The organism is Kitasatospora sp. NE20-6 (genome assembly GCF_045862635.1).
This window is the reverse complement of the sequence record NZ_BPRL01000052.1, coordinates 1-25523: the sequence shown is the minus strand read 5'-3', so window position 1 is coordinate 25523 and position 25523 is coordinate 1. Positions and strand designations below refer to the sequence as shown.

Sequence of the window (25523 nt, the reverse complement as noted above, 5' to 3'; positions counted from 1 at the left end):
ACCCGCACCCCCGGCTCCCCACCCCCGGCTCCCACCCCGCCCGCCCCGGTGCCGTCCGCGGACCGCCGCGCCGAGCCCGGGGGTCGTCCCCCGGACCCCGGCGGACGACGCTCCACGACCCCTGATGAGAGGCACCTCGTGAACGACCTCAGCGCTTTCCCCGACGACTTCGTCTGGGGCGCCGCCACCGCCGCCTACCAGATCGAGGGCGCCGCCACGGAGGACGGCCGGGCCCCGTCCATCTGGGACACCTTCTCCCACACCCCCGGCAACGTCGACAACGGCGACACCGGCGACGTCGCCTGCGACCACTACCACCGCTGGCCGGAGGACCTCGCCCTCGCCAAGGAGATCGGCCTCGACTCCTACCGCTTCTCCATCGCCTGGCCGCGCGTCGTCCCGCAGGCCGACGGCCGGGTCAACGAGGCCGGCCTGGCCTTCTACGACCGGCTCACCGACAACCTCCTCGAAGCCGGCATCACCCCCTTCACGACCCTCTACCACTGGGACCTCCCGCAGGCCCAGCAGGACCGCGGCGGCTGGCCCGTCCGCGAGACCGCCGAACGCTTCGGCGAGTTCGTCGAGGTCGTCGCCGACCGCCTCGGCGACCGCATCAAGCACTGGGCCACCCTCAACGAGCCGCTCTGCTCCGCCTGGATCGGCCACCTCGAAGGCCGGATGGCCCCCGGTCTCACCGACCTCACCGCCGCCGTCCGCGCCTCCTACCACCTGCACCTCGGCCACGGCCTCGCCGTCAAGGCGCTGCGCGAGCGCATCCCGGACGCGCAGATCGGCATCGTCAACAACCTCAGCCCGGTGCTGCCCGCCACCGACAGCCCGGCCGACCGCGCCGCCGCGCTGCGCATGGACGGCCACGTCAACCGCTGGTGGCTCGACGCCATCCACGGCCGCGGCTACCCCGAGGACATGGTCAAGCTCTACGGCGTCGAACTCCCCGTCCAGGACGGCGACCTGGACCTCATCTCGGCGCCCCTCGACTGGATCGGCCTCAACTACTACTTCCGCCAGATCGTCACCGACGACCCCACGGGCCCGGCCCCGTACGCCCGCATGGTGCCCGGCCCCAACGAGGAGCGGACGTACATGGACTGGGAGGTGCACGCCCCCGGCCTGGAGAGCCTCCTGCTGCGCCTCACCAAGGAGTACGGCGCGCAGAAGATCTTCGTCGCCGAGAGCGGCGCCGCCTACCACGACACCGTCGCCCCGGACGGAACCGTCCACGACCCCGAGCGCACCGCCTACCTGGAGTCGCACCTCGCGGCCTGCGCCCGCGCCGTCGCCCAGGGCGCCCCGCTGGCGGGCTACTTCGTGTGGTCCCTGATGGACAACTTCGAGTGGTCGTACGGCTACGACAAGCGCTTCGGCCTCGTGCACGTCGACTACGAGACCCAGCGCCGCACCGTCAAGAGCAGCGGCCGCCGGTACGCCGAGCTCATCGCCGAGCACCGCCGCCGGACGGCCCGCTGACCGGAGCCCGTCCCCGCACCAGGGCCCGCCCCCGCACCTCGGACACGGTGCGGGGGCGGGCTCGTCACCGTGGTGGGCCGCCGGTCGGGCGGCGGTCCGGCCCGGATCGGCGGTCCGTCACCGGTCGGGGGCCGACCCGGCGGAGGTCCGGGCGGCGGGGAAGAGGCGCTGGACGGCGGTGACGACGGCCGCCCGGCGGGCCGCGGCGAACTCGGCCTCCCGGCCGGGCGGCCGGGCGCCGGCGAGGTCGGTCTGCCCGGCCCAGGCCATGGCGAGCTGGTTGAGGAGCACCAGGATGTCGAGCGGATCCCAGTCGGGGTCCAGGTGCCCGGCCTCCTGGGCGGCGCGCAGCTGCCCGACCTTGTGGGCGACGGCCAGCTGCACCGGATCGTCGGCGGGTGCCTCCGCGCCGTTCAGCTCCAGGCGGCCCCAGGCCATCAGGCGCTGGCGTTCGGGGTGGGCGGCGAAGTAGTCGTGGACGCGGCCGGCGTAGCCGGGCAGGTCGGTGGGGTCCAGGCGGGTGGCCTCGGCGACCGCGGTCAGCTCCCGGGCGGTGACGTGCCGGTAGAGCTCCTCCTTGCTGCTGAAGTAGGCGTAGACGCGTTCCTTGCTGGTCCTGGCGGCCTTGGCGATGCGGTCGACGCGCGCCCCGGCGATCCCGTGCCGGGCGAACTCGGCGGTGGCCGCGGCCGTGATGCGGTCGCGGGTGGCCTCGGCGCCGGGCTGCGGTGTCATGCCCCCAGCCTACCGAACCGTTCGGTTTGGCGGTGGGCCGACCTCGGCGTACTGTCGAACCGAACAGTTCGGTTCGACCAGGAGGTGCGTCATGCAGCACAGGACCCTCGGCAGCCAGGGCCTGGAGGCCTCCGCCCTCGGCTACGGCTCGATGGGCATCTCGATCGCCTACGGCCCCGGCGACACCCGGCAGGGCGTCGCCGCGATCCGGCGGGCCCACGAGCTCGGCGTCACCTTCTTCGACACCGCCGAGCTCTACGGCTGGGGCGAGAACGAGCGGATCGTCGGCCGTGCGGTGGCCGGCTTCCGCGACGAGATCGTGATCGCCACGAAGTTCGGCTTCACCCACGACTACGGCACCGACAGCCGCCCCGCACACATCCGCGAGGTCGTCGACCGCAGCCTCGCCAACCTCGGCATCGACACCATCGACGTCCTCTAGCAGCACCGCGTCGACCCGGACGTGCCGATCGAGGACGTCGCCGGCACCGTCAAGGAACTGATCGAGGCGGGCAAGGTGAAGTACTTCGGCCTCAGCGAGGCCGGACCCCGCACCATCCGCGCGGCGCACGCCGTGCAGCCGGTCTCCGTCCTGCAGACCGAGCACTCCCTCTTCGAACGCGACGTCGAGCAGCTCTTCCCCACCCTGGACGAACTCGGCATCGGCTTCGTCGCCTACTCCCCGCTGGGCCGGGGCTTCATCACCGGCACCGCCAAGCCCGCCGGCCGGTACGACCCCACCGACATGCGCAACCGCGACCCCCGCTGGCAGCCCGGCAACTTCGAGAAGAACCTCGCCGCCGTCGAACAGCTCGCCCGGCTGGCCGCGGGCAAGGGAGCCACCGTCTCCCAGCTCGCCCTGGCCTGGCTCCTCACCCGGGGCGAGCACATCGTGCCCATCCCCGGCACCCGCAGCCCCGAACGCGTCGCGGAGAGCGCGGCGGCCGCCGACCTCACCCTCACCGCGTCCGACCTCGCAGCCGTCGACGCGATCCTTCCCGGCGGCGGCTTCGGCGACCGCTACGCCGCCGGCATGCCCACCTGGGTCTGAGCCGCGGGGCACCCGGCCGGCGCGGGCGGGGGAACGGGCGACGGCACTCCCGGCGGCGGCACCTCCGGCCGGGCCGTCCCGGCGGCCACCGGTGTGCCGGGACGCCCTTCGCCGGACGGCTCGCGCACAGTGGAGAGCGGCCGCGACCCGGCCGCCCCCAGCGGGCACCGCACACCGTGCGGTGCCCGACCACCGACCTCAGGACCGGGAGTCCCATGACCGACGACCACACCCCCGCCGCTCCGGTGCTGGAGCGCGCCGCCGCCGAGTTCGCGGAGGCCACCGCCGACCCGCCGTTCCTCTTCGAGCTGCCGCCCGCCGAGGGCCGCAAGGCCGTCGACGAGGTGCAGTCCGGCGGGATCGCGAAGCCCGGGGTCGACGAGGAGTGGATCACCGTCGACGGCGGGCCCACCGGCTCCGTCCGCGCCCGCATCGTCAGGCCGGCCGGGGCCACCGGCCCGCTGCCCGTCGTGTTCTACATCCACGGCGCCGGCTGGGTCTTCGGCAACGCCCACACCCACGACCGCCTCGTGCGCGAACTCGCCGTCGGAGCCGGTGCCGCCGTCGTCTTCCCCGAGTACGGCCTCTCGCCCGAGCACCGCTACCCGGTCGCCGTCGAGCAGAACTGGACCGTCGCCCGCTGGGTCGTCACCGACGGTGCCGCCAAGGGCCTGGACGCCACCCGGATCGCCGCCGTCGGCGACTCCGTCGGCGGCAACATGACCGCCGCCCTCACCCTGATGGCCAAGGAGCGCGGCGGCGTACCCCTCGTCCAGCAGGTGCTGTTCTACCCCGTCACCGACGCGTCGTTCGACACGCCCTCGTACCGGCAGTTCGCCACCGGCTACTTCCTGCGCCGCGACGGCATGCAGTGGTTCTGGGACCAGTACACGACCGACCCCGCGCAGCGCGCCGAGATCACCGCCTCCCCGCTGCGCGCCACCACCGAGCAGCTCGCCGGCCTCCCGCCGGCCCTCGTCATCACCGGCGAGGCCGACGTGCTGCGCGACGAGGGCGAGGCGTACGCCGACAAGCTCCGCCGGGCCGGGGTGCCCGTCACCGCCACCCGCTACCCCGGCATCATCCACGACTTCGTCATGCTCGACGCGCTGCGCGGCACCCACGCGGCCGAGGCCGCCATCACCCAGGCCGTACAGACCCTGAAGGCCGCCCTCCACCCCGCCTGACGGCCCGTCGGCGCCACGCGCGGGGCCGCGCGCTGGGCCGCGGGCCCGGGACCGCCCACGGGGCAGGCCCGGGCCCGCGGCCTGCGGTGCAGCTGCGTGCGACGCCGCCGGTTAATCGCTTGCCCGGGGTGGACGCACTCCGGCAGAGTCTCGGCATCGGCACCGGCCGGCGAGGAGCCCGGCCGCACGACGGCCGACCGGCACAGGAGAGGGGACAGCACCGTGCACACCACGACCGACCACGCGTCGTACCGGCGCCCCTCCTATGCCCGCGGCCGGATCTGACGCCGCATCCGCGACCCGCGCACCGGGCCGGAACGACCCGCGACAGCACATCACCCCACCGAGGGCGAGCTGGGCATCGGTGAGCCCAAGGGCCTGTAAAGCCCCCGCTCCGGCTGTGACGGTTCGAATCCGTCCTCGCCCACCCCGACGACACCCGCCGACCGCCGCACCCGCCGCCGGCCGAGGCGGGCTCGGACGGCGGGGCGGCGGCCGGTCACTGGCCCACCCTGCCGTCGACGCGTTCGCGCAGCAGGTCGGCGTGCCCGCAGTGGCGGGCGTACTCCTCGATCCTGTGCACCAGCAGTTCCCGGACGGCGATGCCGTCCTTCCCCAGCCGCTCGCCCAGGTCGGGGTGCTCGGCCAGCACCGCGTCGGTCGCGGCCTGCTCGCGCGCCAGTGCGGAGTAGGCGGCGTCGACCACGGCCTGCTCGGCGACGGCTCCGTCGAAGTCCGCGTCACGCACGCCGTACAGCTTCGGCAGCGGATCGCCGTCGGTGATCCAGTTGCGCCAGTCCCGTTCCACCTCGGCGAGGTGCCGGACGAGGCCGAGCAGCGACATCGTCGACGGCGGGACCGACCGGCGGGCCAGCTGCTCGGCGTCCAGGCCCTCGCACTTCATCCGCAGGGTCGCGCGGTAGTTCGTCAGGAAGTCCTGCAGCGTGGCGAGTTCACCGTCCGGGCTGTTCCCCTCGCTGTTGCGGGGGTCGTCACTCGGGTCGGCCCACATGTCGGGGTGGACGGTGGCCTGGGTCCAGCGCTCGGGTTGATCGTTCATGGGTGCATGGTCGTCCGTGGTCACCGCCGCCGCCAGTGCTTTTCGGATGGCGTCCCCTCGGGGCGGTCCGCCTCGTAGCGGGAAGGCGACCGCAGGCGGTGCCCCGCGCCGTCGCCGACGGCCGCTCGGCGGCTCCTATGCTCGATGCATGGCCCCGACCGCTCCCGTGCCCGCCGTGGAACCCGTCACCGCCGACCCCGCGCGGGCCGTGCCCGGCACCCTGCTCACCCAGTCGTGGCTCGACCTCACCTTCCTCCACTGGGCCGTGGACCCTGCGGACGTGGCGCCGCTGCTCCCTCCCCGCACCCGCCCGGACGTGCTGGGCGGGGTGACGTACGTGGGCCTGGTGGCGTTCCGGATGCACCGGGTGGGCTGGTTCCGGCTGCCGGGCGTGCCGTACCTCGGGACGTTCCCGGAGACGAACGTGCGGCTCTACTCGGTGGACGAGCACGGGCGGCGCGGCGTGGTGTTCCGCTCGCTCGAAGCCGCCCGCCTCGTTCCGGTGGTGACGGCCCGGCTGGGCTTCCGCCTGCCGTACGTCTGGGCCCGGATGGCGATCGACCGGCAGGGCGACACCCTCACCTACACCAGCAGCCGGCGCTGGCCCGGGCCGCGCGGCGCGCACAGCCGGATCTCCGTGCGGATCGGCGACCCTGTCCGGGAACCGACCGAGCTGGAGCACTTCCTGACCGCGCGCTGGGGGATGCACAGCACCTTCCTCGGCCGCCCGGTGTACCTCCCGAACACCCACCCGCGCTGGCCGCTGCACCGCGCCGAACTGACCGGGTGCAGCGAGGACCTGGTGGTCGCCGCCGGGCTCCCGGCGCCGGTCGGGGCGCCGGTCAGCGTCCTGTACTCGCCGGGTGTGCCGGTGCGGTTCGGCGGCCCGCTGCGCCCGCCCGGCGTGCCGGCGTCCTGAGCGGTGAAGAGGCCCCGGTGAAGGGCCCCGGGGCCGCGTGGCCGTGACCCGCGTCTCCCGTCGGCCTGTCCGTCAGGATGACTGAAAGCGCTCTCTTCCCGAGGGGTGGATGCGCCACCGGGCGGCGGTCGAAACCCCGCGGGCGACCTTCGTCCGTGGTGCGGAGCCGGGCGGGAGGTGGTCGCCCACGGCCGCGGAGTGGCCCGTCCGCCCGGCGGGTGGGCGGTGGATTCCCTGGTCAGCGGCCCAGGTGAGACCGGAGGAGCGGCCGGTCGTCGTGGCGCCCGGGCCTGCCGGTGGGCGTCCGCCCGCGCCGGTGCGGTGCGGGCGGGGTCGGTCTGCCGGCCGGGTTTCCCGCGGCGGCGGCGGTGCTGGGGAAAGAATCGGTCAGGTCCCTTGGCTGGTAGGGAAGTTGCGAGCCAGAAGCGCGGACGCCTTTCTCGTGCTGCCCCTTGGCCGCCCCGTCGGCGGCTGGTACCGTCCTGGAACTGAGAGCGCTCTCACCACGCGTCGTGGCCCACCTCGCGCGTACCTGCACCCCCACCCCGCACCACCGGGCGCACTCGGCCCCCACCCACCCCACCCATCACTGCTCCGGCCCGCAGAGCCCACTGCGGCGCTCCCTGCCCGGACCGCCTCCACCAGCGGTCCGCACGGATCCCGCCGGGACCTGGCGCAGCGATGCACGTCACGAAGGAGAAGGCCATGCCTTCCTTCACCACGGCCCCGGCCAGGATCTGCGTGCCGCCCGCCCGGTCACGCCCGGCGACCGCCGGGAGACCCCTGACGCCGTAGGCGTCCCACCGACCGGGGCTGCCGCCGCGCCCGCCCGGCCCCGACCGGGCGTGGTCAGGCGTGCCCCGCGCGTGGCACCTGCCGGGGGCCCCTCCCGCCGTGCTCGTGCCGCTGCCCAGCGACCGCACCCATGGAGCAGCGCTCGCCCGTGTCCCGGACTCCGGCCGGACCCCCGCAGGGGCCGTCCGGTGCCGTCCCGTGCCGTCGCACACCCCCGCACCGCGATGAACAGGGAAGGACCACCCCCCATGACGCTCCACAGAACTCTCCCGCGCCTCCCGCGCCCACGGCAGGGCGCCCGCGGCGTCCCCCTGCTGCTGGCCGTCCTGGCGCTGCTGCTCGGCGGGCTCGGCCTCGTGCCGACGGGTACGGCCGCCGCCGCGGACCCGGACTACACGCAGAGCGTGACCGCGACCAGCACCACCCAGGCGAAGATCTCGTTCACCCCGACCACCGCGGCGGTCTACGTCGACGTGCACTACCTGGTCAACGCGGCCAACCAGCAGAACGTCCGGATGGTCAACGGCTCCGGCACGTGGACGCACACCGTCAGCGGCCTCGCCACGGGCAACGTCCTCGACTACTGGTTCACCTACGAGAAGAGCGGCCCGCAGTACGACACGCCGCACTTCAGCTACACGCAGGGCGGCGGCGGCACCGGCGGCCAGGTCGCGCAGCCGACCTTCAGCCCCGCCGGCGGGCAGTACGCCACGGCGCAGACGGTGACGATCTCCGACGCCACCGCCGGGGCGACCATCCGCTACACCCGTGACGGCTCCACGCCGAACAGCAGCTCCGCGGTGTACACCGGGCCGATCAGCGTCACCGCCAGCAGCACCGTCAAGGCCTTCGCCCAGTCGTCGGGCCTCACCGACTCCGCGGTGGCCACGGCGACCTACACCATCGGCGGCACCCAGACCGGCTGCCCGGTGCAGTCGGACACTCCGGACTTCGGTCCCAACGTCCACATCTACGACCCCAGCATGTCCGCCGCCACCATCCAGACGCAGCTGGACGCCCACTTCAACCAGATGAAGGACACCCTGTCGGCGCAGTTCAGCAACAACCGGGTGGCCGACCTGTTCAAGCCGGGCACGTACAACGTCAACGACAACGTCGGCTTCTACACCTCCGTGGCGGGCCTCGGCCAGAACCCCGGTGACGTGACCATCAACGGCAACATCACCGTCGATGCCTTCAACGCCTCGGACGCCGGCAACGCCACCCAGAACTTCTGGCGCAGCGCCGAGAACCTCGCCATCAACCCCGGCGGCGGCACCAACCGCTGGGCGGTGGCGCAGGCCGCGCCGTTCCGGCGGATCGACGTACGCGGCAACCTCGCCCTCTACCCGGCCAGTTACGGCTGGGCCAGCGGTGGCTACGTCGCCGACAGCCGGGTCACCGGCCAGATGGCGTCGATCTCCCAGCAACAGTGGTACACCCGTGACAGCGGCCTCGGCAGCTGGGACGGCGGCGTGTGGAACATGGTCTTCTCCGGCGTCCAGGGCGCCCCGGCCAACACCTTCCCCACCCCGCCCGAGACGGTGCTCGCCACCACCCCGGTCTCCCGTGACGTCCCGTACCTGTACGTCGACAGCGCCAACCGCTACCGCGTCTTCCTGCCGAGCCTGCGCACCAACGCGACGGGCCCGAGCTGGGCCGGCGGTAGCACCCCCGGCAGCTCCCTGCCGATGAGCCAGTTCTACGTCGTCAAGGCCGGTGACACCGCCACCACCATCAACAACGCCCTCGCCCAGGGCTGCAACCTGTTCGTCACCCCGGGCGTCTACCACCTCAACCAGACGCTCAACGTCAACCGTGCCAACACGGTCGTCCTCGGCATCGGCTACCCGACGTTCGTCCCCGACAACGGCGTCAACGCCATGCAGGTCGCCGACGTGGACGGGGTCCGGCTCAAGGGCCTGCTCTTCGACGCCGGCACCACCAACTCCCAGGCGCTGCTGACGGTCGGCCCGTCCGGGTCCACCGCCGCCCACGCCGCCAACCCGACCACCGTCCAGGACGTGTTCTTCCGGATCGGCGGCCAGCTCGCCGGCAAGGCCACCAACAGCCTGGTCGTCAACAGCAGCAACACGATCATCGACCACATCTGGGCCTGGCGCGCCGACCACGGCAACGCCGGAACCGTCGGCTGGACCGTCAACACCGCCGACACCGGCCTGATCGTCAACGGCAACAACGTGCTCGCCACCGGCCTGTTCGTCGAGCACTACCAGAAGTACGAGGTCGTCTGGAACGGCCAGGGCGGCCGCACCATCTTCTTCCAGAACGAGAACCCCTACGACGTGCCCAACCAGGCGGCCTGGAAGAGCTCGGCCTCGGTCAACGGCTACGCCGCCTACAAGGTCGGCAACAACGTCACCAGCCACGAGGCGTGGGGCCTGGGCAGCTACTGCTACTTCAACGTCAATCCCGCGGTGGCCAACTACCACGCCTTCGAGGTGCCCAACAACAGCGGCGTGCGCTTCCACTCGCTGCTGACCGTCTCGCTGAACTACCAGGGCACCATCACCCACATCATCAACGACACCGGGGCCGTCACGCCCACCGGCACCGTCCCGGTCAACCTGGTCTCGTACCCGTGACCCTGATCTGACCTGACCTGACCCCGGTCCGCAGTGCACCGCACTGCAACTGCACACCGTGTCGTGGGGCGGCCCCCCCCCCCCGCGGGGGGGGGCCCCCCCGGGGGCCGGGGGGGGCCGCCCCCCCCACCCCCCCCCCCCCCGGGGGGGCCCCCCCCCCGGGGCGGGGGGGGCCCCCCCCACCACTGTGTTCCCGGGCTTCCCCGACCCGACCCCACCCGACCGGGGCCCGACCCGACCTGGGCACGGGCGGGCCCTTGCAGGCGGCGCCGCCGGATCCCTCCCGCACCCGGATGTCAGACCTCGGTGGTCTCCGCGCCTGTCGCGGCCCGGGCGCAGTCCCTGCGGGCCGTCCTGGTGGTGCGGGTCGCCGGGGTGCTCCGGGGCTTTCCCCGCGGGCGCGGCCGGCGGGGTTCGGCCGGCTCCGGCCCCGGCGGGATGCCGAGGAGGCGGGTGGCCGTCGCGGTGGTGTCCAGGGCGAAGAGCGCGCAGGCCAGCGGCAGGCCGAAGAGGTCGGGGGCCGGTGACGTGCCGTGCGCGGGGCGTTCGGGTTCACCATGCATGGGAACAGCCTCCCCCGGGGCGGTCGAGGGCTGATGGAGTCGGGCTGCACCCCTCACCGCACGCGTTGTGCCGACTGCCTTCCAGGTGTGTCGGACCGGGCCCGCGGCCGGGTCTCCTCGCCGCGGGCCAGGCCGAGCCGCGCCATGCCGATCGGCCCTTCCGCGTACGCGCGGTGCGGAGCGCCGTCGGTGCCCGCCCTGCCCGTGCCGGTCCCCTCCCGCGGTCAGTAGTTGCCCAGCCCGCCGCAGACGTTCAGGGCCTGGGCCGTGATGGAGGCGGCGACGTCGGCGGCGAGGTACCCGACGAGGCCGGCGACCTCCTCGGGCGTCGAGTAGCGGCCGAGCGGGATCTTCGCCTCGAACCTCGTCAGCACCTCCTCCTCCGTGGTGCCCCAGTGCGCCGCGTAGCCCTGGCGCACCCGTTCGGCCATCGGCGTCTCCACGTAGCCGGGGCAGACCGCGTTGACGGTGATGCCGGAGCGGGCGAGCTCCTTGCCGAGCGCCTTGGTGAAGCCGATGACGCCGTGCTTCGACGCGGAGTAGGGGGCGGCCAGTTCGACGCCCTGCTTGCCGCCCGTGGAGGCGATGCTGACGATGCGGCCGTGGCCGCGCTCCAGCATGCCGCCGCGGGCGAGCACCTCGCGGGTGACCCGGAAGACGCTGTTGAGGTTGGTCTCGATGACGGACTCCCACAGCTCGTCCGGGAGTTCGGCGGTGATCCCGCCGCCGCCGCGCCCCGCGTTGTTGACGAGCACGTGGACGGGGCCGAAGCGTTCCACGGCGGCGGCGACCAGCCGCGGGACGTCCTCCTTCGACGTGACGTCGGCGGCGGTCCCGTCGGCCTCGAAGCCCTGGCCGCGCAGCTTGTCCACGGCGGCGGCCACCGTGTCGGCGTTCCGGCCGCACAGGAACACCGCGTGGCCCTGCTCGGCGAGGAGTTCGGCGACGGCGAAGCCGATGCCGCTCGTTCCGCCGGTGACCAGGGCGACCCGTCGTCCGCCCGGCTGCGCGGTCTCGTCCTGGGCGACTGCTTCTGCCACTGCCATGGTGGGTCCTTTCGGGACGGTTCTCACGGTTGTCAGGGGAGGTCCGGTGCGGGGCGGTGCGCGGGGCGGTGCAGTACGTGCCGCAGGGCGTGCTCGATCTCGGCCGCAGGGTCCGGTCGTGCTCCGGCGGACCGCCACGCGACGAACCGGTCCGGCCGCACCAGCGCGGCCCCGTCCGCGCCGATGCCGTACGCGGCGGCGAACTCGCCCCCACCGTCGACCAGTCCGGTGCCGGGACCGATGCGGTGCACGTGGACGGCGATCCCGAGGGCGGCCGCGGCCGTGGCGGCGCCGTCGGCCCACGCCGTGCCGTCCGGACCGGTCAGCAGTACGAAGGCGCGGCCGAACAGGGCGGTGGTGGAGGCGGCCGTGCCGTCCGGCCGGGTGAGCGGTACGTACGGGGCGTGCGAGCCGGGCCGGCCGGTGGGCCGGGCCGGGTCCTCGAACAGCTCGCCCGGGTCGCCGGGTTCGGTGACGACGGCCCCCTGCGGGACACGGTGGCCGAACGCGATCACCGGTGGCGGCAGCGGTACGGCGAGCGAGTCGTCGGCGAGCTCGGGCGAGATGCGTTCCACGAGGTTGGTGAACTGCTGCTCGACCAACTGCACGGCGTAGGGGCGGCGTTCGGTGTCGTGGCTGTCGAGCAGCGCGTCGCCGGCGGTGCCGTCCAGTACGGCCGCGAGTTTCCAGCCCAGGTGGAGACCGTCCAGGTACGCGGTGTTGCCGCCCATGCCGCCGGTCGGTGGCATGACGTGGGCGGCGTCACCGACGAGCAGCACCCTGCCCTCGCGGAAGCGTTCGGCGACACCGCAGGAGATCTCCGTCGCGCCGATCTCCTCGATCTTCAGCGTGGTGCCCGGGATGCCGAGGTCGGTGCGGATCTGCGCGGCGACGGTCTCCTCGTCCTTCCACCAGCCGTCCGGGAGTTCGGGCGTGAGGTTGCGGAAGTAGCCGTACAGGCCGGGGACCTCGGTGTTGAACAGCACCGCGTGCCCCACGTGCAGGGCCGTGAAGCGGCGGCCGTCCGAGGCGCCGTCCGTGTGCGACAGCGGCTCGGTGAGGTCGGCCTCGAAGAGGACGCGCAGCACCGTGCCGACCGTGCCCCGGCCGTGCACGGGGATGCCGAGCGACTGCCGGACGCCGCTGCGCCAGCCGTCCGCGGCGACCAGGTACGCCGCCCGGACCGTGCGGCGCTCGCCGGTGACCGTGTGCTCGGTGACCGCGGTGACGCCGTCCGGGTCCTGGTCGAGGGAGACCAGGCGGGTGGAGAAGTGCAGGCGCGCGCCGAGCTCGGCTGCCCGGTCGGCGAGCACGGCCTCCACGGTGGACTGGCTGGCCGTGCCCCAGTCCTCCGGCGACACGTGCCGCATGCTCAGCTGGTCGCCGCTCATCAGCGTGCGCAGCACCGGCCCCGCGAGGGTCTTCGCGACCACCATGTGGAAGTCGCTGCGGTACGCGCGCCCCCGCTCGCGGACGGTCCCGGCGACACCCGCGACGGCCAGGGCCTCCATCGTGTGCGGGTACTGGCCGGTGGCCTTCACCGCGGTCGAGGTGCCCGGGTGGCGTTCGACCACCGAGGCCGCCACGCCGTGCAGGCCGAGGAAGACGGCGGTGCTGAGCCCGCCGGGTCCGGCGCCGACGACCAGGACGGGGACGGTTTCGTCGGGCGCTGTCGCTGTCGCTGTCGCTGTCGCTGTCGCGGGCGCGGGGCGGGGCTCCGGTGACGGGCGGTCGGCCGGATCGGGCCGGTGCGCTGTCTGTGGCACGGGACGGGCTCCCTCGGGTTCGGGCTGCGGGCTCACGGGCTCACGGGCTCAGGGGAGGAGGACGACGCGGCCCGACTGCGACCGGCTCTCGATGACGCGGTGGGCCTCGGCCGCCTCGGTCAGCGGCAGCGTGGTGTGCACGGCGACGCGCAGGTCGCCGGACGCGACCAGCCTGACCAGTTCGCCGCGGGCCTCGGCGGCCCGGGCCGGGTCGGCCTTCGCCCAGGCGTCGAGCGAGGTGCCCACCACGTAGGTGAGACCGAGGAGTTCGGTCATGGCCACGCTCGCGACCTGGCCGCCGGCGCCGGCGAATCCGTAGTAGACGAGCCGCCCGTAGGGCTTGAGCAGCCGCAGGCCGTCCTTGAAGACGGCGCCCTCGACACTGTCGAGCACGACGTCCACGCCGTGGCCGCCGGTGAGTTCGCGGACGGTGTCCGCCCAGTCCGGCTGCCGGTAGTCGACCACGTCGTCGGCGCCGTGCGCCCGGACGAAGCCGGCCTTCGCGGGCGAGCCGACCGTGCCGATGACCCGGCCGGCGCCGCGCAGCTTCGCGAGCTGGGTGACGACGTGCCCGATCGCGCCGGCCGCCGCGTGCACGAGCACCGTCTCGCCCTTGGCGATGCGGGCCGCGTCGAGGACGCTCCACGCGGTCTGGGCGGTCGAGCCGAGCACGGTCGCGGTGGCCGCGTCGAGGTCCCCGGGCACGACGAGGGCCCGCTCGGCGTCGACGACGACGTGGTCCGCGTACGCGGCGGGTACGCCGTACGCCGCGACGCGGGTGCCTTCGGCCGGGCCGTCGGTGCCGGGGCCGAGCGCCTCGACCCGGCCCACCACGTCACCACCGGGCCGGCCGGGCAGCGGGGAGGGGAACGGCGCGGTGCCGCCCCGCAGTTGTGTCTCGATGAAGTTGACGCCGACGGCTTCGGTGCGCAGCAGCAGCTGTCCGGGACCGGGCGTGGGCGTGGGCACGTCCTCGATGCGCAGGACGTCGGGGGAGCCGTGCTCGTGGTAGCTGATCAGTCGCATGGTGACCTCGCGGTGCAGTGACGGGGAGGGGTTCCGCGGCGCGGCGGCGCGGCGGCGTGCCGGTGCGGCCCGGCGGAGGGCGGAGGACGGGAGGCCGAGGGCGGGAGGCGGAGGGCGCAGGCGGGCGGGTGCGTACGGTGCCCGGTGCCTGCTGCCGGAGGTGCCGCGCGGTCACATGGAGAGCACGATCTTCCCGTTGACCTCGCGGGAGTACAGGGCGTCGATCGCGCGCTGCGGGTCGGTCCAGGGCGTGAGCAGGCCCGGCGAGGCGGTGAGCCTCCCCGCGACGACCAGGTCGAGGAGGAGGGTGAGGTCGGCCGGTACGTCGCGCCGGGTGACCTCGTCGAGCAGGTACAGGTATTCGATGCGTACGCCCGGCCGGGCGTGGCCCCAGTCCGCGGGGAGCCGCAGCTCGGCCCGGACCGTGTTGCCGAAGACGGTCGCAACGCCGCCGGGCCGAAGGAGTCCGTAGCCGGTGCTGAACACCTCGCCGCCGACGCTGTCGACGAGGATGTCGACCGGTGCGGTGGGCGGCTCGTCGTAGCCCGTGACGACCTGTGCGCCGAGGGCGGCGAGGCCCTTGCCGCGGGCGGCCGAGCCGACCCAGGCGGTCACCTCGCTGCCGCCCGCGCGGGCGAGTTGCACCGCCGTGCGGCCGACGCCGCCGCTCGCGCCGGTGACGAGGGTGTGCCTCCCGAGCAGCCAGCCGGCCCGTCGGAGCGCGTACAGGGCGGTGAGGCCGGCGACGGGGAGCGTGACGGCGTCGGTGTCGGTGACGCCGTCCGGAATGACCGTCAGGCGGTCGGCGCGGACCGCGGCGAGTTCGGCCCAGGCGTTGTTCGCCGCCAGACCGGTGACGCGGGCGCCCGCCGCGGGGCCGGTGCCGTCGGAGGCGGGGCGCAGGACCGTTCCGACGACGTCCAGCCCGAGGGGGGAGCCGGCCGGGCGGCGGGCCGCGAGGAGGAGGTCGGCCCTGTTCAGGGCGGTGGCGTGGACCTCCACGAGGACCTCGTCCGGGCGGGGGCGGGGGTCGGGTACGGAGCGCAGCTCCAGGGTGAGCGGGGCCGGTGCGGTGGTGACGAGTGCTTTCACGGTGTCCTCGGGTACGGGCGGCTGTGGTGGCTTCCCCCAGGTGTAGGCGGTGTCGCTGGATTCCTGGTCCAACATCCATGGGGCGTGGGGCTTTCCGTCGCCAGGGGCGTCCGGGTGTCCGGGTGCCCGGGTGTCCGCCGGGACGCACGGAACCGGCCCGCCCGGGGGAGGTTCGGGCGGGCCGGTGACGGGAGGGGGGAGAGGGGTCAGACGGGGGCGGACTCGGGGACGGCGCTCTCGTCCGTGTCGGTCTGCTGCGGCGGGGCTTCCGCGCGGAAGGAGCCGGGGAGGAACAGTGCGGCGAGGGCCGCGACCACGCTGAAGGCGATGATCACCCAGTACGAGCTGCCGTACGCCGCGGCCGGGTGGCCGTCCGTGCCGTCGAGCCGCGTCTGGAGGACGATCGCGATGACCGCGATGCCCAGGGCGCCGCCGATCTGGTTGACGATGAACAGCGCGCTGGTGGCCCGGGGCGCCCGGGCCTCGCCGACGGCGCGGTACATGAACGCCATGGTGCCGGGTGCGGTCAGGCCGATGCCGTAGCCGGTGAGGGCGAGTGCGACGGACAGCCAGGCCGTGTTCGTGCCGGAGCCGATCTGCGAGTAGGCGAGCGCGCCGGCCGCGGTGACCAGCATGCCGATCGTCGAGGTGAGCCGGGCGGTGACCTTGTCCGCGGTCTTGCCGGAGGTGATGGCGCCGGCCGCGCCCAGGATGCCGGAGGGGATCAGCAGCAGGCCGGCGTGCAGGGCGCCGAAGCCGCGGGACTGCTGGTAGTACAGCGGGGTCAGGAGCAGCAGGGAGTTGGCGACGGCGCCGACGAAGAACATCGTGACGACGGCCATCGTGAAGCCGCGGGCGGTGAACATGCGGAGGTCGATGAGCGGTTCGATCCTGGTGCGCAGGGCGTGGACGGCGTACCCGGCGAGCAGCAGTGCGCCGCCCGCGAAGGAGGCGATCACCTGGGGGGAGGTGGCGTCGCCGGAGTGCGCGGCGGTGGTGAGGCCGTAGACGAGTGCGGCGAAGCCGGGGGAGAGCAGCAGCAGGCCGAGGACGTCCAGGCGCTTGTCGGGGCGGCCGGCGTACCGGTCGGCGGGCAGGGTGCGCAGGGCGAGGAGTACGGCGACCAGGCCGATGGGCAGGTTGATCAGGAACATCCAGCGCCAGCTGACCGTGTCGACGAGGACGCCGCCGAGGACGGGGCCGAGGATCGGGCCGAGGGTGAGCGGCAGGGAGATCAGGGCCATGGCCTTGGCGACCCGGGAGGGGCCGGCGGTCGTGGCGAGGACGCTCTGGACGACCGGCACGATCATGCCGCCGCCGATGCCCTGGAGCACCCGGAAGGCGATCAGCGACTGGATCGACCAGGCGGAGCCGGACAGGGCCGAGCCGAGGACGAACAGCAGGACGGCGGTGAGCCACATCGTGCGGCCGCCGAAGCGGTCGACGGCCCAGCCCGCGAAGGGCGTGGCGGCGGCGACGGCGAGGAGGTAGCCGGCGGTGACCCACTGGACGGTCGCGAGCGGTGAGTCGAACTGTCCGCCGAGAGTGGTGAGGCCGACGTTGACGATCGTCTCGTCGAGCAGCGCCATCAGCAGGGCGAGCAGCAGGACGGCGGCCATGCGCAGGAAGGCCGGGTCGAGGTCGCTGCCCGCCGCAGGTGCGGGCTCCGCCGTCGCAGGACCGGTCTTCGAGGGCGGTGCCGTCGTCTCGGAGGCTGTGAGGGGTTCGGGGGTTCCGCGGGTCATGGGTACCGCCTCGGGTCGGTGGGCAGTCGGGAGCGGGCGCCGGCGGCGTGCTCTGTGGGTTCTCTCACCGTAGAGGAAGAATGCAGGCGCCTGCATCTACTTCGCCCGGATCCGCCTGTGTGCCTTGCCGAATTCCGCCCTCCTGGGGCAGGCTGGAGGCGAAGGCCGTTGAAAATGTCTGCACAGACATGCATCTCGTGTGGAGATGGCTATAGTGGAGGGGGAGCGAACGAAGGGGAGGCGGACATGTCGGCCGATGACCGCGCCGGGCGTTCCGGCGAGTTCGACCTGTGGCGCCGGCTGGGGCTCATGGTCGGTCAGCTCAACCAGTCCCTGGAGAGGATGCTCGCGAGCGAGTACCAGATCTCGCTGCCCGAGCTGATGGTGCTGATCGAGCTGCGGCACGGTCACCTGCGCGGCACCCGGGTGCAGGAGCTGTCCACCGCGGTCGGGCTCGACCAGTCGTCCATGAGCCGGCTCGTCACCCGCCTGGAGAACAAGGGCCTCACCACCCGGGTCTCCTGCGAGCACGACCGCCGCGGCGTCTACTGCATGCTGACCGCCGCGGGAGCCGAGCGCGGCGAACAGGCCGAGACCCGCTGCCGCGAGGAGCTGACCGGACTGCTCGACGTCGCCTCGTTCGACGACCGCTGGGCATCGCTCGTCGCCCGCTTCCGGCACTCCGCCGCCGGCGCCGCCACCCCTTGATCGCGTCACCCCTCCTTCCGGCCCCGACCGAGAAGGAGACCAGCGTGAAGCTGTCCGTCCTGGACCAGTCCATCGTGCCGGAGGGGTCGACCCCGGCCACCGCCCTGCACAACTCCCTCGACCTGGCGCGCCGCGCGGACGCCCTCGGCTACCACCGCTACTGGCTCGCCGAGCACCATGCCACGCCCTCGTTCGCGGGCCCGGCGCCCGAGATCATGGTGGCCAGGGTCGCGGCCGAGACCCGGCGCATCCGCGTCGGCTCGGGCGGGGTGCTGCTGCCCTACTACAGCCCGCTGAAGGTCGCCGAGACCTTCCGGGTGCTCAGCGCGCTCTCGCCCGGCCGGATCGACCTCGGCCTGGGCCGCGGCGTGGGGGCCGGCAGCATCGAGGCGCACGCCCTCTCGACCGGTCCCACCGGCGGCGGGGGCGACGCCGGGTTCCCCGGCAAGCTCGCCGAGCTGCTCGCCTTCCTGTACGGCGGCTTCCCCGCCGGGCACCCGTACCGGCCGATCGAGATCATGCCGGCCGCCGGCGCGCCCGAGATATGGCTGCTGGTCGCGAGCCCCGGGAGCGCCGAAGCCGCCGGACGGCTCGGACTGCCCATCTGCATCGCCCACTTCGGCCGCCCGCAGATCACCCGTACCGTCGTCGAGGCCTACCGCGGGGCCTTCGACGCCCGCGGCGGATCCCGGCCGCGCGTCCAGATCGGCATCGGCGTCTACTGCGGGCCCACCGAGGACGAGGCGCAGCGGGTCTTCGCCAGCCAGCGGCTGTTCCGCCTGCGCATGGGCCGCGGGCTGCTCCTGCCGCTGCCGTCCCCGGAGGCGGCACTCGACGGGCTGCGCGGGGAGGTGGAGCCGCTGGCCGACGAGGAGGCGGAGTGGCCGAGGTGCGTCGTCGGCGACCCCGACCACGTGCACAAGGTGCTCACGTCGATGACCGAGGAGCTGGAGGCCGACGAGTTCATGGTGCTCTCGACGATCCATGCCCCCCGGGACCGGGTGCGCTCCTACGAACTGCTGGCGCACCGCTTCGGGTTGACGGCGGAGGGCGGCGGCGGCGAGGGGGCCGGCCGGACCCCTCCGCCGTGACGCGAGGCCGGCCGGCCGTGGCCCGGCCGCACCACTTTCGCTCCGCCGTGTGACCTGGATCACATGGTGGTGGCCCGTGTGCGGGCTCGTTCTATTGTGTCGCTGAGCACGACCGTGACGCTGGGCACAGTCGATCATGCACACGGCGACCGAACGGGCAGGTGTCCGCTTGAACGAGGAACACGCTCCGATCTACGACTTCCGGATACTCGGGCCCCTCTCCGTCCGCGCAGAGGGGCGGGAGCTGCCCGTCTCGTCGCCCAAGCAACGGGTGCTCCTCGCCTGCCTGCTGCTGCGGGTCGACCAGGTGGTCACGCCCGACGAGCTCATCCGCAGGCTCTGGGACGACCGGCCGCCACGGGACGCCCGCGCCGCGCTGCACGTCCACACCACCCGGCTGCGCGCCCTGATGCGCCGGCAGCCCGGCCCCGGCGGCCGCTCGGTCATCGAGACCCACCCGGGCGGCTACCGGCTCGCGACGGACCCCGCCGCCCTCGACCTGACCCGCTACCGCAACGCGGCCGGCGAGGCCCGCACCGCCCGCAGCAAGGGGCACGCCGAGGCCGAACTCGACGCTCTCGAAAGGGCTTTCGCCGAGTGGCGCGGCGACCCCTTCGGGGCGGTGCCCTCCGTCTCCCTGCAGACGGAGGTCGCACCGCAGCTCGTCGAGGAGCACCTCACCCTCGTCGAACGGCGCTTCGCCCTGCTGCTCGACCTCGGGGGCGGTGCCGACATCGTTCCGCAGCTGCGCGCCCTCACTGCCGAACACCCCGTACGGGAACGGCTGCGCGAGTACCTGATGCGGGCGCTGCACCGCACCGGACAGGCCGCCGCGGCCCTGGGGGAGTACCGCGACTACTACCGCACGCTCGACCGCGAACTCGGCATGCTGCCGGGGCAGGAGCTCCAGGAACTGCACCGGACCCTGCTCGCCGAGACGGGCGAACTCCACGGCCGCCGGGACGGCCCGCCCACCGCCCGTCCCACGGCCGGGGCCCGCCCGCCCCACCGGCTCGCCGGCACGAGGCCCGTCAACCCCGGCGCGCCCTGGGTCGTGCAGCGTCAACTGCCGCCGGAGACGACCCATTTCGTCGGTCGGGAAGAGCTGTCGGAGAAGGTCGCCGCCGCGCTCACCCCGAGTCGGCGGGCAGCCGTGCCGCTCGTCAGTCTCATCGGGCCGCCCGGCATCGGCAAGACCGCGCTCGCGCTGCGCGTCGCCCACCGGCTCAGCCCCGCCTACCCCGACGGGCAGTGGTACGTACGCCTCCGCGACGCGCGCGGCGGCAACCGGACCGTGCAGGACGTCATCGCCGAACTGCTGCACGCCTCCGGCGCCGACGTCTCGGCGCTGCCCGCCGACCGGCACCAGCTCGCCGGAGTCCTCCGCAGCCGGCTCGCCGACCGCAGGGTGCTCATCGTCATCGACGACGTCAACGACTGCGCACAGATCCCCGACCTGCTGCCCGGCTCGCCCAGCTGCGCCGTGATCGCCCTGCACCGCGAGTACCGGCCCGACCTCGTCGCCGTCCACGGCGCACGGGGCTTCACCCTCGACCTGCTGTCGCAGCAGGAGAGCGAGGAAGTCCTCACCGCCGTCCTCGGCCGGGCCCCGGAGTCGCTCTCCCCGACGGCCGTCGCCGAACTCGTCACCCTGTGCGGCCGACTTCCGCTCGCCCTGCGCATCGCCGCCGGGCATCTCGCCGGACGCCCCTGGCGATCCGTCGAATCCTTCGCGGAGGCGCTGCGCGAGGGCGATCCGCTCGATCTCCTCGCCCTCGGCGACAGCCCCTCCACCGCCGTCCGGGCCGCGTTCGGCGTCGCCTACGAGTCGCTCCCGGCGCTGTCCCGCCGGTTCTTCCGCCAGCTCGGCCTCGTCGACGACATGTCCTTCACCGCCGGCACCGCAGCCCGGCTCGCCGACTGCGAACCCCAGGTGGCCGACCAGCTCCTCGACAAGCTCGCCGCGGCCCAGCTCGTCGAGGTCGCGTCGCCGGGCACGTACCGCTTCCACAACCTCATCGCCCGGTACGCGGCCGAGCGCGCCGTGAAGGAGGACGGGCCCGCGGACCGGCGGCAGGCCCTGAACCGGCTGTGCGACTGGTACCTGCGCCGCACCGACGAGGCCGTGCAGTCCTGCTACCCGGGGTTCCTGCGGGTGTTCCAGCCCGGTCCCCACGTGCAGCGGCGCCGGATCGGGCCCACGGCCGCGCAGGACTGGCTGCGCGCCGAACAGCCCAACCTCGTCGCCCTCGTCGTCCGGACCGCCGAGGAGGAACTGGAGGAGGTGTGCGTCCACCTCGTGGACATGCTCCGCGGCTACTTCGCGCTGGGACGCCTCCAGGCCGACTGGCTCACCATCGCCCGGGCCGGGCTGCGCGCCGCGATCTCGATCGGCGACCCGGGAGTCGTCGCCGTCATGCGGCTCAGCGTCGGGACCGCCCTGCAGGGCCTCAACCACCTCCCGGAGTCCGCCCGCGAACTGCGCACCGCACACCGCACGTTCATCCGCCTCGGCATGCGGGACTTCGAGGCCGTCACCATCAACGCCATCGCGATGAACCAGCTCCAGCAGCCCACCAAGCACATCGACAGCGCCATCACCCTGCTGGAGCGCGGTCTGGGGATCAGCAGGCGGCTGGAGCTGAGGCACGTCGAGGCCCGCGGACTGACATGCCTCGGCATGGCCCGGCACAGCCAGGGCCGGCTGCGCCTGGCGGAGGCGCACTTCGGCGAGGCCGCCGAGATCCTGGACGGGAGCGGCGCCGAGCGCTCCCGCCCCGAGGTGCTGGCGCGCCTCGGCTCCGTCCGGGCCGACCTCGGCGAGTGGGACGCGGCCCTGGCCGACCTCAGCCTCGCCCTCTCCCTCGGCAAGGAGTTCGGGGCCACGCACACCACGGTCCTCGCCTCCTGCGGGCTCGCCCAGGTCCACGCGTGCAACGGCTCCGTCGACCTCGCGTACGAGTACGCGGAGAGTGCGGTCGCCGTCGCCCGTGACCACGGCTACACGGCCCTGGAGGCCAACGCCCGCAACATCCTCGGAGGCCTGCACCTCATCCGGGACCGGTCCGCCGACGCACGTGAGGAGTTCGGCCGTGTCCTCGGCATCGCCGAACGCATCGGCCACCCCCAGTCCGAGGCGCACTCCCTCATCGGCCTGGGCCGGCTCGAACTCGCCGACGGGCGTACCGCCGAGGCGTACGAGCTCGGCATGCGCGCCGCCGCCGTCGCCGACAGGTCCGGTCTGCTGCTGCTCCGCGCCCGGGCCGACGAGCTGTGCCGGCGCTCCGGCCGCGCACCCGGCACGGGGACGGACGTGCCCGGGGTGCCGGGAAGCGTCCGCACGCCGTTCCCGGAGTGTGCGTGAACCGCACACGGACGCCGCGGCCCTCCACGAAGCGGCGCGCAGGCAGGAGGTGACAGGGGCGCTCCGTGCAGGGGTGCCCCTGGACCGTTCCGTGCGCATTTCGTCAACACCGTATTGCGCCTCGTGAAGATCCCGGCCCGCCGGGGCCGGCGAAAGGAGACGGCCGCCGCGGTGAAAGGCCGTCGCAAGGGCCAGGGCACACCATGGTGCCCGTACCCCACCCGGCCAGTCCTGGAGGCGAGATGTACGCACGGATCCTCGGCCCGCTCACCCTCACCGACGACCTTCGCACCGTCACCCCGCGTGCCCCGAAGCAGCGCCAGCTCCTGTCACTGCTGCTGTTCCACGCCGGGCAGGTCGTCACCGTCGACGAGTGCGTGGACGAGCTCTGGGCGGACTCGCCCCCGCACAGCGCCCACTCCACCCTCCAGACCTACGTGATGCAGCTCCGCAAGATCCTCAGAAGCGCCGCACCCGCGGCCGCACCCGCGGAGATGAACCTGGAGACCCGCGACCGCGGCTACCTCCTGGCCGTCGGCGCGGGCCGGCTGGACCTGCACCAGTTCGAGAGGTCCGTCGAGCAGGCGTCCGTGGCCCGGCTCGCCGGCGACCACGTCCGCGAGTCCGAACTGCTGCACCACGCCCTCGCCCTGTGGTCCGGCAAGGCACTGGCCGACGTCACCTGCGGACCGCTGCTGCGCACCCGGCTCAGCGGACTGCGCGAGACCTGGCTCGGTGCCCTGGAACAGCGCATCGACGCCGACCTGCGGATCGGCCGCCACCACCGGCTCATCGGCGAACTCAGCGTGCTCGCACGGCAGTACCCCACCTCGGAGAACCTGCACGCCCAGCTGATGATCGCGCTCTACCGGTCCGGGCGCACCGCCGACGCCCTGGAGGCGTTCGCCCGGCTCCGCCGCACCTTCGGCGACGAACTCGGCCTGGAGCCCTCGGCCCGGATGCGCGCCCTGCACACGGACCTGCTCAACTCCGCGCCCGTGGCCGAGTCCGTGTACCTGCCCGGGCCGGAGACCATGCCCGTCTCCCTGCGCCCGGCCGGCTGACCACCGCACGGGCAGCCGCCGGGCACCGCCACGTCGCCGCACCGCCACGTCGCCGCACGGCCGCATCGCCGCATCGCCGGGTGGAGCCGGACTCCACGCCCGCTCCACCGACCCCGGACAACCTGGCCCGGACCCCGGGCGCCCGACCGGCGCACCCGAACCACAGGAGGAAACCGTGACGCGGACCGCATCGCCGGACACCAGGACCGTGCCGGACTCGGACTACGCGGCCATCATCCAGTTCTACGCCGGGCACGCACAGCTGCTGGACGCCGGTCGGGCGGAGGAGTGGGCCGAACAGTTCACCGAGGACGGCACCTTCGCCCAGAACGTCAAGCCCGGGGTCAAGCGCGGCCGGGCCGACATCGCCGCGGGCATGCGCAAGGGCATCGACGCGCTCGCCGCGCGGGGCCTCGTGCGCCGCCACTGGTTCGGCATGGTCGCCGCCGAACCCGACGGGCCCGACACCGTCCGCACCCGCTACTACGCCGTCGTGTTCGAGACCCCGCGCGGCGGCGAACCCCGCCTCTACCTGAGCACGACCGCCCACGACGTCCTCGAACGCCGGGACGGCACCTGGTCGGTGCGCAGCCGCTACATCAGCCACGACGGAGCCGAGACGATCACCGGCATCGAGGCCGTCGACGAGGCCGGCGCATGAGCGGCCTGTTCGACGCAGTCCCGCTGGGCGGCCTCGACCTGCCGAACCGGCTCGTCATGTCCCCGATGGGCCGTGGCCGTACCACCCCCGACGGCACACCGCTGGCCGTCATGGCCGAGTACTACGCGCAGCGGGCAGCGGCCGGTCTCGTCATCAGCGAGGCCACGCACCCCAGCCCGATCGCCGTCGGCCACGCCCACAGCGTCCGGCTGCACACCGCCGAACAGGCCCGCGCCTGGGCCGGGATCGTCGACGCCGTCCACCGGGCCGGCGGCCGCATCTACCTCCAGATCATGCACGCGGGCCGGATCAGCCACCCCGACCTGCACGGCGAGACCCCCGTCGCACCGTCCGCCGTCCAGGCCGACGGCACCGCCCGGGTGTTCCACGGCACGCCCGCCTACCCGGTACCGCGACCCCTGACCGGCGACGACATCGCAGCCACGGTACGGGACTTCGCGCACTGTGCCCGTACCGCCACCGACCTCGGCTTCGACGGCGTCGAGATCCACGGCGCCAACGGCTACCTGCTGCACCAGTTCCTGTCGTCGGCGACCAACCTGCGCGACGACCCGTACGGCGGCGACGCCGCGGGCCGCATCCGGTTCCCCGTCGAGGTCGCCCGGGCCGTCGCCGCGGAGATCGGGCCCGAACGCACGGGCATCCGGCTCTCCCCGGGCTTCCGGCTCAACGGCATCACCGAGCCGGACCGCGCCGAGGTCTACCCCGCCCTGCTCGACCGGCTCGACGAACTCGGCATCGGCCACGTGCACTTCGTCGCCGGCAGCGACCCCGACCTCGTGCACGGACTGAGCCGGCAGTGGCGGCGCACCGTCATCGTGAACCTCGGGACGGGCCCGCTCGACACCGATACCACGCTCGCCGCCGCCGACAAGGCCCTCGCCGACGGTGCGGACCTGCTCTCCTTCGGCCGGCAGTTCCTCGCCAACCCCGACCTGCCCGAACGGCTGCGCACGCGCGCCCCGCTCAACTCCTGGAACCCGCGGTTCTTCTACGAGGGAGGCGCCCAGGGCTACACCGACTACCCGGTCCTCGCCGTGAGCGCGGCAGGGGCCGTCGACTGACCGGCGGCCCGCCCCGGGCGGGCCGTCCCGACCGCCTGCACACCATCACACCGGAGGAGCCACCATGGCCGTCGTGTTCGTCAACAAGCTCACCCTGATCGGCAGCGCCGAGGAGTTCGAGAACCTCTACGAGGCCGTCGGGGCCTTCATGGAGACCCAGCCCGGCCTCATCCGCTACTCCCTCGTACGGTCCTCCAAGGACGCCGCGGTCTACTTCAACATCGCCGAGTGGGACGACGAGGAGACCTTCCGGACGGCCCTCGCGGAGCCGGAGTTCCGCCGCCGGCTCGACGCACTCACCGGGCTCATCAAGGGCGAGCCGCACCTGAGCGTGCCGGTGCGGGAGGGCCGGGCCGCCCAGGTCTGAACCGGACCGGACCGGGTCGGACCGGTCCGGTCCCGCAGGGGGGGCGGGGGGGGGGGCCCCCGGGCCCCCCCCCGGGCGCCCCCCCCCCCCCCGCCCGGGCGCCC

19 protein-coding genes, 1 tRNA gene and 1 pseudogene are annotated in these 25523 nt (G+C 73.9%); 13 read left to right on the top strand and 8 right to left on the bottom strand.

Features of this window, described 5'->3' with window-relative positions:
• Nucleotides 1-138: 138 nt before the first annotated feature.
• On the top strand, nucleotides 139-1488 hold the full coding sequence (locus tag SNE206_RS29290; RefSeq protein ID WP_407916527.1) for a GH1 family beta-glucosidase: 1350 nt from the start codon (nucleotides 139-141) through the stop codon (nucleotides 1486-1488).
• 117 nt (nucleotides 1489-1605) lie between these two features.
• Here the strand turns inward: SNE206_RS29290 and SNE206_RS29285 are convergent, their stop codons facing one another.
• The gene (locus tag SNE206_RS29285; RefSeq protein ID WP_407916526.1) at nucleotides 1606-2223 is read right to left on the bottom strand and encodes a TetR family transcriptional regulator; all 618 of its coding nucleotides are present in this window, start codon (nucleotides 2221-2223) and stop codon (nucleotides 1606-1608) included.
• Nucleotides 2224-2314: 91 nt separating this feature from the next.
• Here SNE206_RS29285 and SNE206_RS29280 point away from each other — a divergent pair.
• The 3 genes and pseudogenes from SNE206_RS29280 to SNE206_RS29270 all read left to right on the top strand — a co-directional run bounded on the left by SNE206_RS29280 (nucleotide 2315) and on the right by SNE206_RS29270 (nucleotide 4888).
• Nucleotides 2315-3274 (top strand): annotated as a pseudogene (locus SNE206_RS29280) (aldo/keto reductase).
• A 215-nt stretch (nucleotides 3275-3489) separates the two neighbouring features.
• On the top strand, nucleotides 3490-4461 hold the full coding sequence (locus SNE206_RS29275; RefSeq protein ID WP_407916525.1) for an alpha/beta hydrolase: 972 nt from the start codon (nucleotides 3490-3492) through the stop codon (nucleotides 4459-4461).
• Nucleotides 4462-4808: 347 nt separating this feature from the next.
• Nucleotides 4809-4888: transfer RNA gene (locus tag SNE206_RS29270), tRNA-Tyr, on the top strand.
• Between the two features lie 72 nt (nucleotides 4889-4960).
• On the opposite strand, the gene SNE206_RS29265 is transcribed toward SNE206_RS29270, so the two are convergent.
• Nucleotides 4961-5521 (bottom strand): DinB family protein, encoded by a 561-nt coding sequence (locus SNE206_RS29265; RefSeq protein WP_407916524.1) that lies wholly within the window; start codon nucleotides 5519-5521, stop codon nucleotides 4961-4963.
• A gap of 148 nt (nucleotides 5522-5669) precedes the next feature.
• Between SNE206_RS29265 and SNE206_RS29260 the strand changes: the two genes are divergently transcribed.
• Nucleotides 5670-6440: a YqjF family protein gene (locus tag SNE206_RS29260; RefSeq protein ID WP_407916523.1), complete on the top strand. Its 771-nt coding sequence runs from the start codon at nucleotides 5670-5672 to the stop codon at nucleotides 6438-6440.
• 1043 nt (nucleotides 6441-7483) lie between these two features.
• On the top strand, nucleotides 7484-9841 hold the full coding sequence (locus SNE206_RS29255; RefSeq protein ID WP_407916522.1) for a chitobiase/beta-hexosaminidase C-terminal domain-containing protein: 2358 nt from the start codon (nucleotides 7484-7486) through the stop codon (nucleotides 9839-9841).
• A gap of 296 nt (nucleotides 9842-10137) precedes the next feature.
• Here SNE206_RS29255 and SNE206_RS29250 read toward each other — a convergent pair whose 3' ends face one another.
• The 6 genes from SNE206_RS29250 to SNE206_RS29225 form a co-directional block, all read right to left on the bottom strand.
• Nucleotides 10138-10404, bottom strand: a complete 267-nt coding sequence (locus SNE206_RS29250) for a hypothetical protein (protein ID WP_407916521.1) — start codon at nucleotides 10402-10404, stop codon at nucleotides 10138-10140.
• Nucleotides 10405-10628: 224 nt separating this feature from the next.
• Nucleotides 10629-11450, bottom strand: a complete 822-nt coding sequence (locus SNE206_RS29245; protein WP_407916520.1) for an SDR family NAD(P)-dependent oxidoreductase — start codon at nucleotides 11448-11450, stop codon at nucleotides 10629-10631.
• A 32-nt stretch (nucleotides 11451-11482) separates the two neighbouring features.
• Nucleotides 11483-13216 carry an FAD-dependent monooxygenase gene (locus SNE206_RS29240; protein ID WP_407916519.1) on the bottom strand — a complete coding sequence of 578 codons (1734 nt, stop codon included), beginning with the start codon at nucleotides 13214-13216 and terminating at the stop codon, nucleotides 11483-11485.
• 48 nt (nucleotides 13217-13264) lie between these two features.
• Entirely contained in the window at nucleotides 13265-14242 is a 978-nt protein-coding gene (locus SNE206_RS29235) for a zinc-binding alcohol dehydrogenase family protein (protein ID WP_407916518.1), read from the bottom strand.
• 171 nt (nucleotides 14243-14413) lie between these two features.
• The gene (locus SNE206_RS29230; RefSeq protein WP_407916517.1) at nucleotides 14414-15409 is read right to left on the bottom strand and encodes a zinc-binding dehydrogenase; all 996 of its coding nucleotides are present in this window, start codon (nucleotides 15407-15409) and stop codon (nucleotides 14414-14416) included.
• A 131-nt stretch (nucleotides 15410-15540) separates the two neighbouring features.
• Nucleotides 15541-17079: an MDR family MFS transporter gene (locus SNE206_RS29225; protein ID WP_407916516.1), complete on the bottom strand. Its 1539-nt coding sequence runs from the start codon at nucleotides 17077-17079 to the stop codon at nucleotides 15541-15543.
• Nucleotides 17080-17325: 246 nt separating this feature from the next.
• On the opposite strand from SNE206_RS29225, the gene SNE206_RS29220 reads away from it, so the two are divergent.
• The 7 genes from SNE206_RS29220 (at nucleotide 17326) to SNE206_RS29190 (ending at nucleotide 25419) form a co-directional block, all read left to right on the top strand.
• Nucleotides 17326-17787: a MarR family winged helix-turn-helix transcriptional regulator gene (locus SNE206_RS29220; RefSeq protein ID WP_407916515.1), complete on the top strand. Its 462-nt coding sequence runs from the start codon at nucleotides 17326-17328 to the stop codon at nucleotides 17785-17787.
• Nucleotides 17788-17831: 44 nt separating this feature from the next.
• A complete protein-coding gene (locus tag SNE206_RS29215) occupies nucleotides 17832-18878 on the top strand; it encodes an LLM class flavin-dependent oxidoreductase (RefSeq protein ID WP_407916514.1) in 1047 nt (348 codons plus the stop codon).
• A 169-nt stretch (nucleotides 18879-19047) separates the two neighbouring features.
• Nucleotides 19048-22242, top strand: coding sequence for an AfsR/SARP family transcriptional regulator (locus SNE206_RS29210; protein WP_407916513.1), 3195 nt, complete (start codon nucleotides 19048-19050; stop codon nucleotides 22240-22242).
• Nucleotides 22243-22484: 242 nt separating this feature from the next.
• Nucleotides 22485-23306: a BTAD domain-containing putative transcriptional regulator gene (locus SNE206_RS29205; protein ID WP_407916512.1), complete on the top strand. Its 822-nt coding sequence runs from the start codon at nucleotides 22485-22487 to the stop codon at nucleotides 23304-23306.
• Between the two features lie 175 nt (nucleotides 23307-23481).
• Entirely contained in the window at nucleotides 23482-23967 is a 486-nt protein-coding gene (locus SNE206_RS29200) for a nuclear transport factor 2 family protein (protein WP_407916511.1), read from the top strand.
• The gene (locus SNE206_RS29195; RefSeq protein ID WP_407916510.1) at nucleotides 23964-25052 is read left to right on the top strand and encodes an alkene reductase; all 1089 of its coding nucleotides are present in this window, start codon (nucleotides 23964-23966) and stop codon (nucleotides 25050-25052) included. The genes SNE206_RS29200 and SNE206_RS29195 overlap by 4 nt, the downstream gene beginning before the upstream one ends.
• A gap of 64 nt (nucleotides 25053-25116) precedes the next feature.
• Nucleotides 25117-25419 carry an antibiotic biosynthesis monooxygenase family protein gene (locus SNE206_RS29190; protein ID WP_405010117.1) on the top strand — a complete coding sequence of 101 codons (303 nt, stop codon included), beginning with the start codon at nucleotides 25117-25119 and terminating at the stop codon, nucleotides 25417-25419.
• Nucleotides 25420-25523 lie beyond the last annotated feature (104 nt).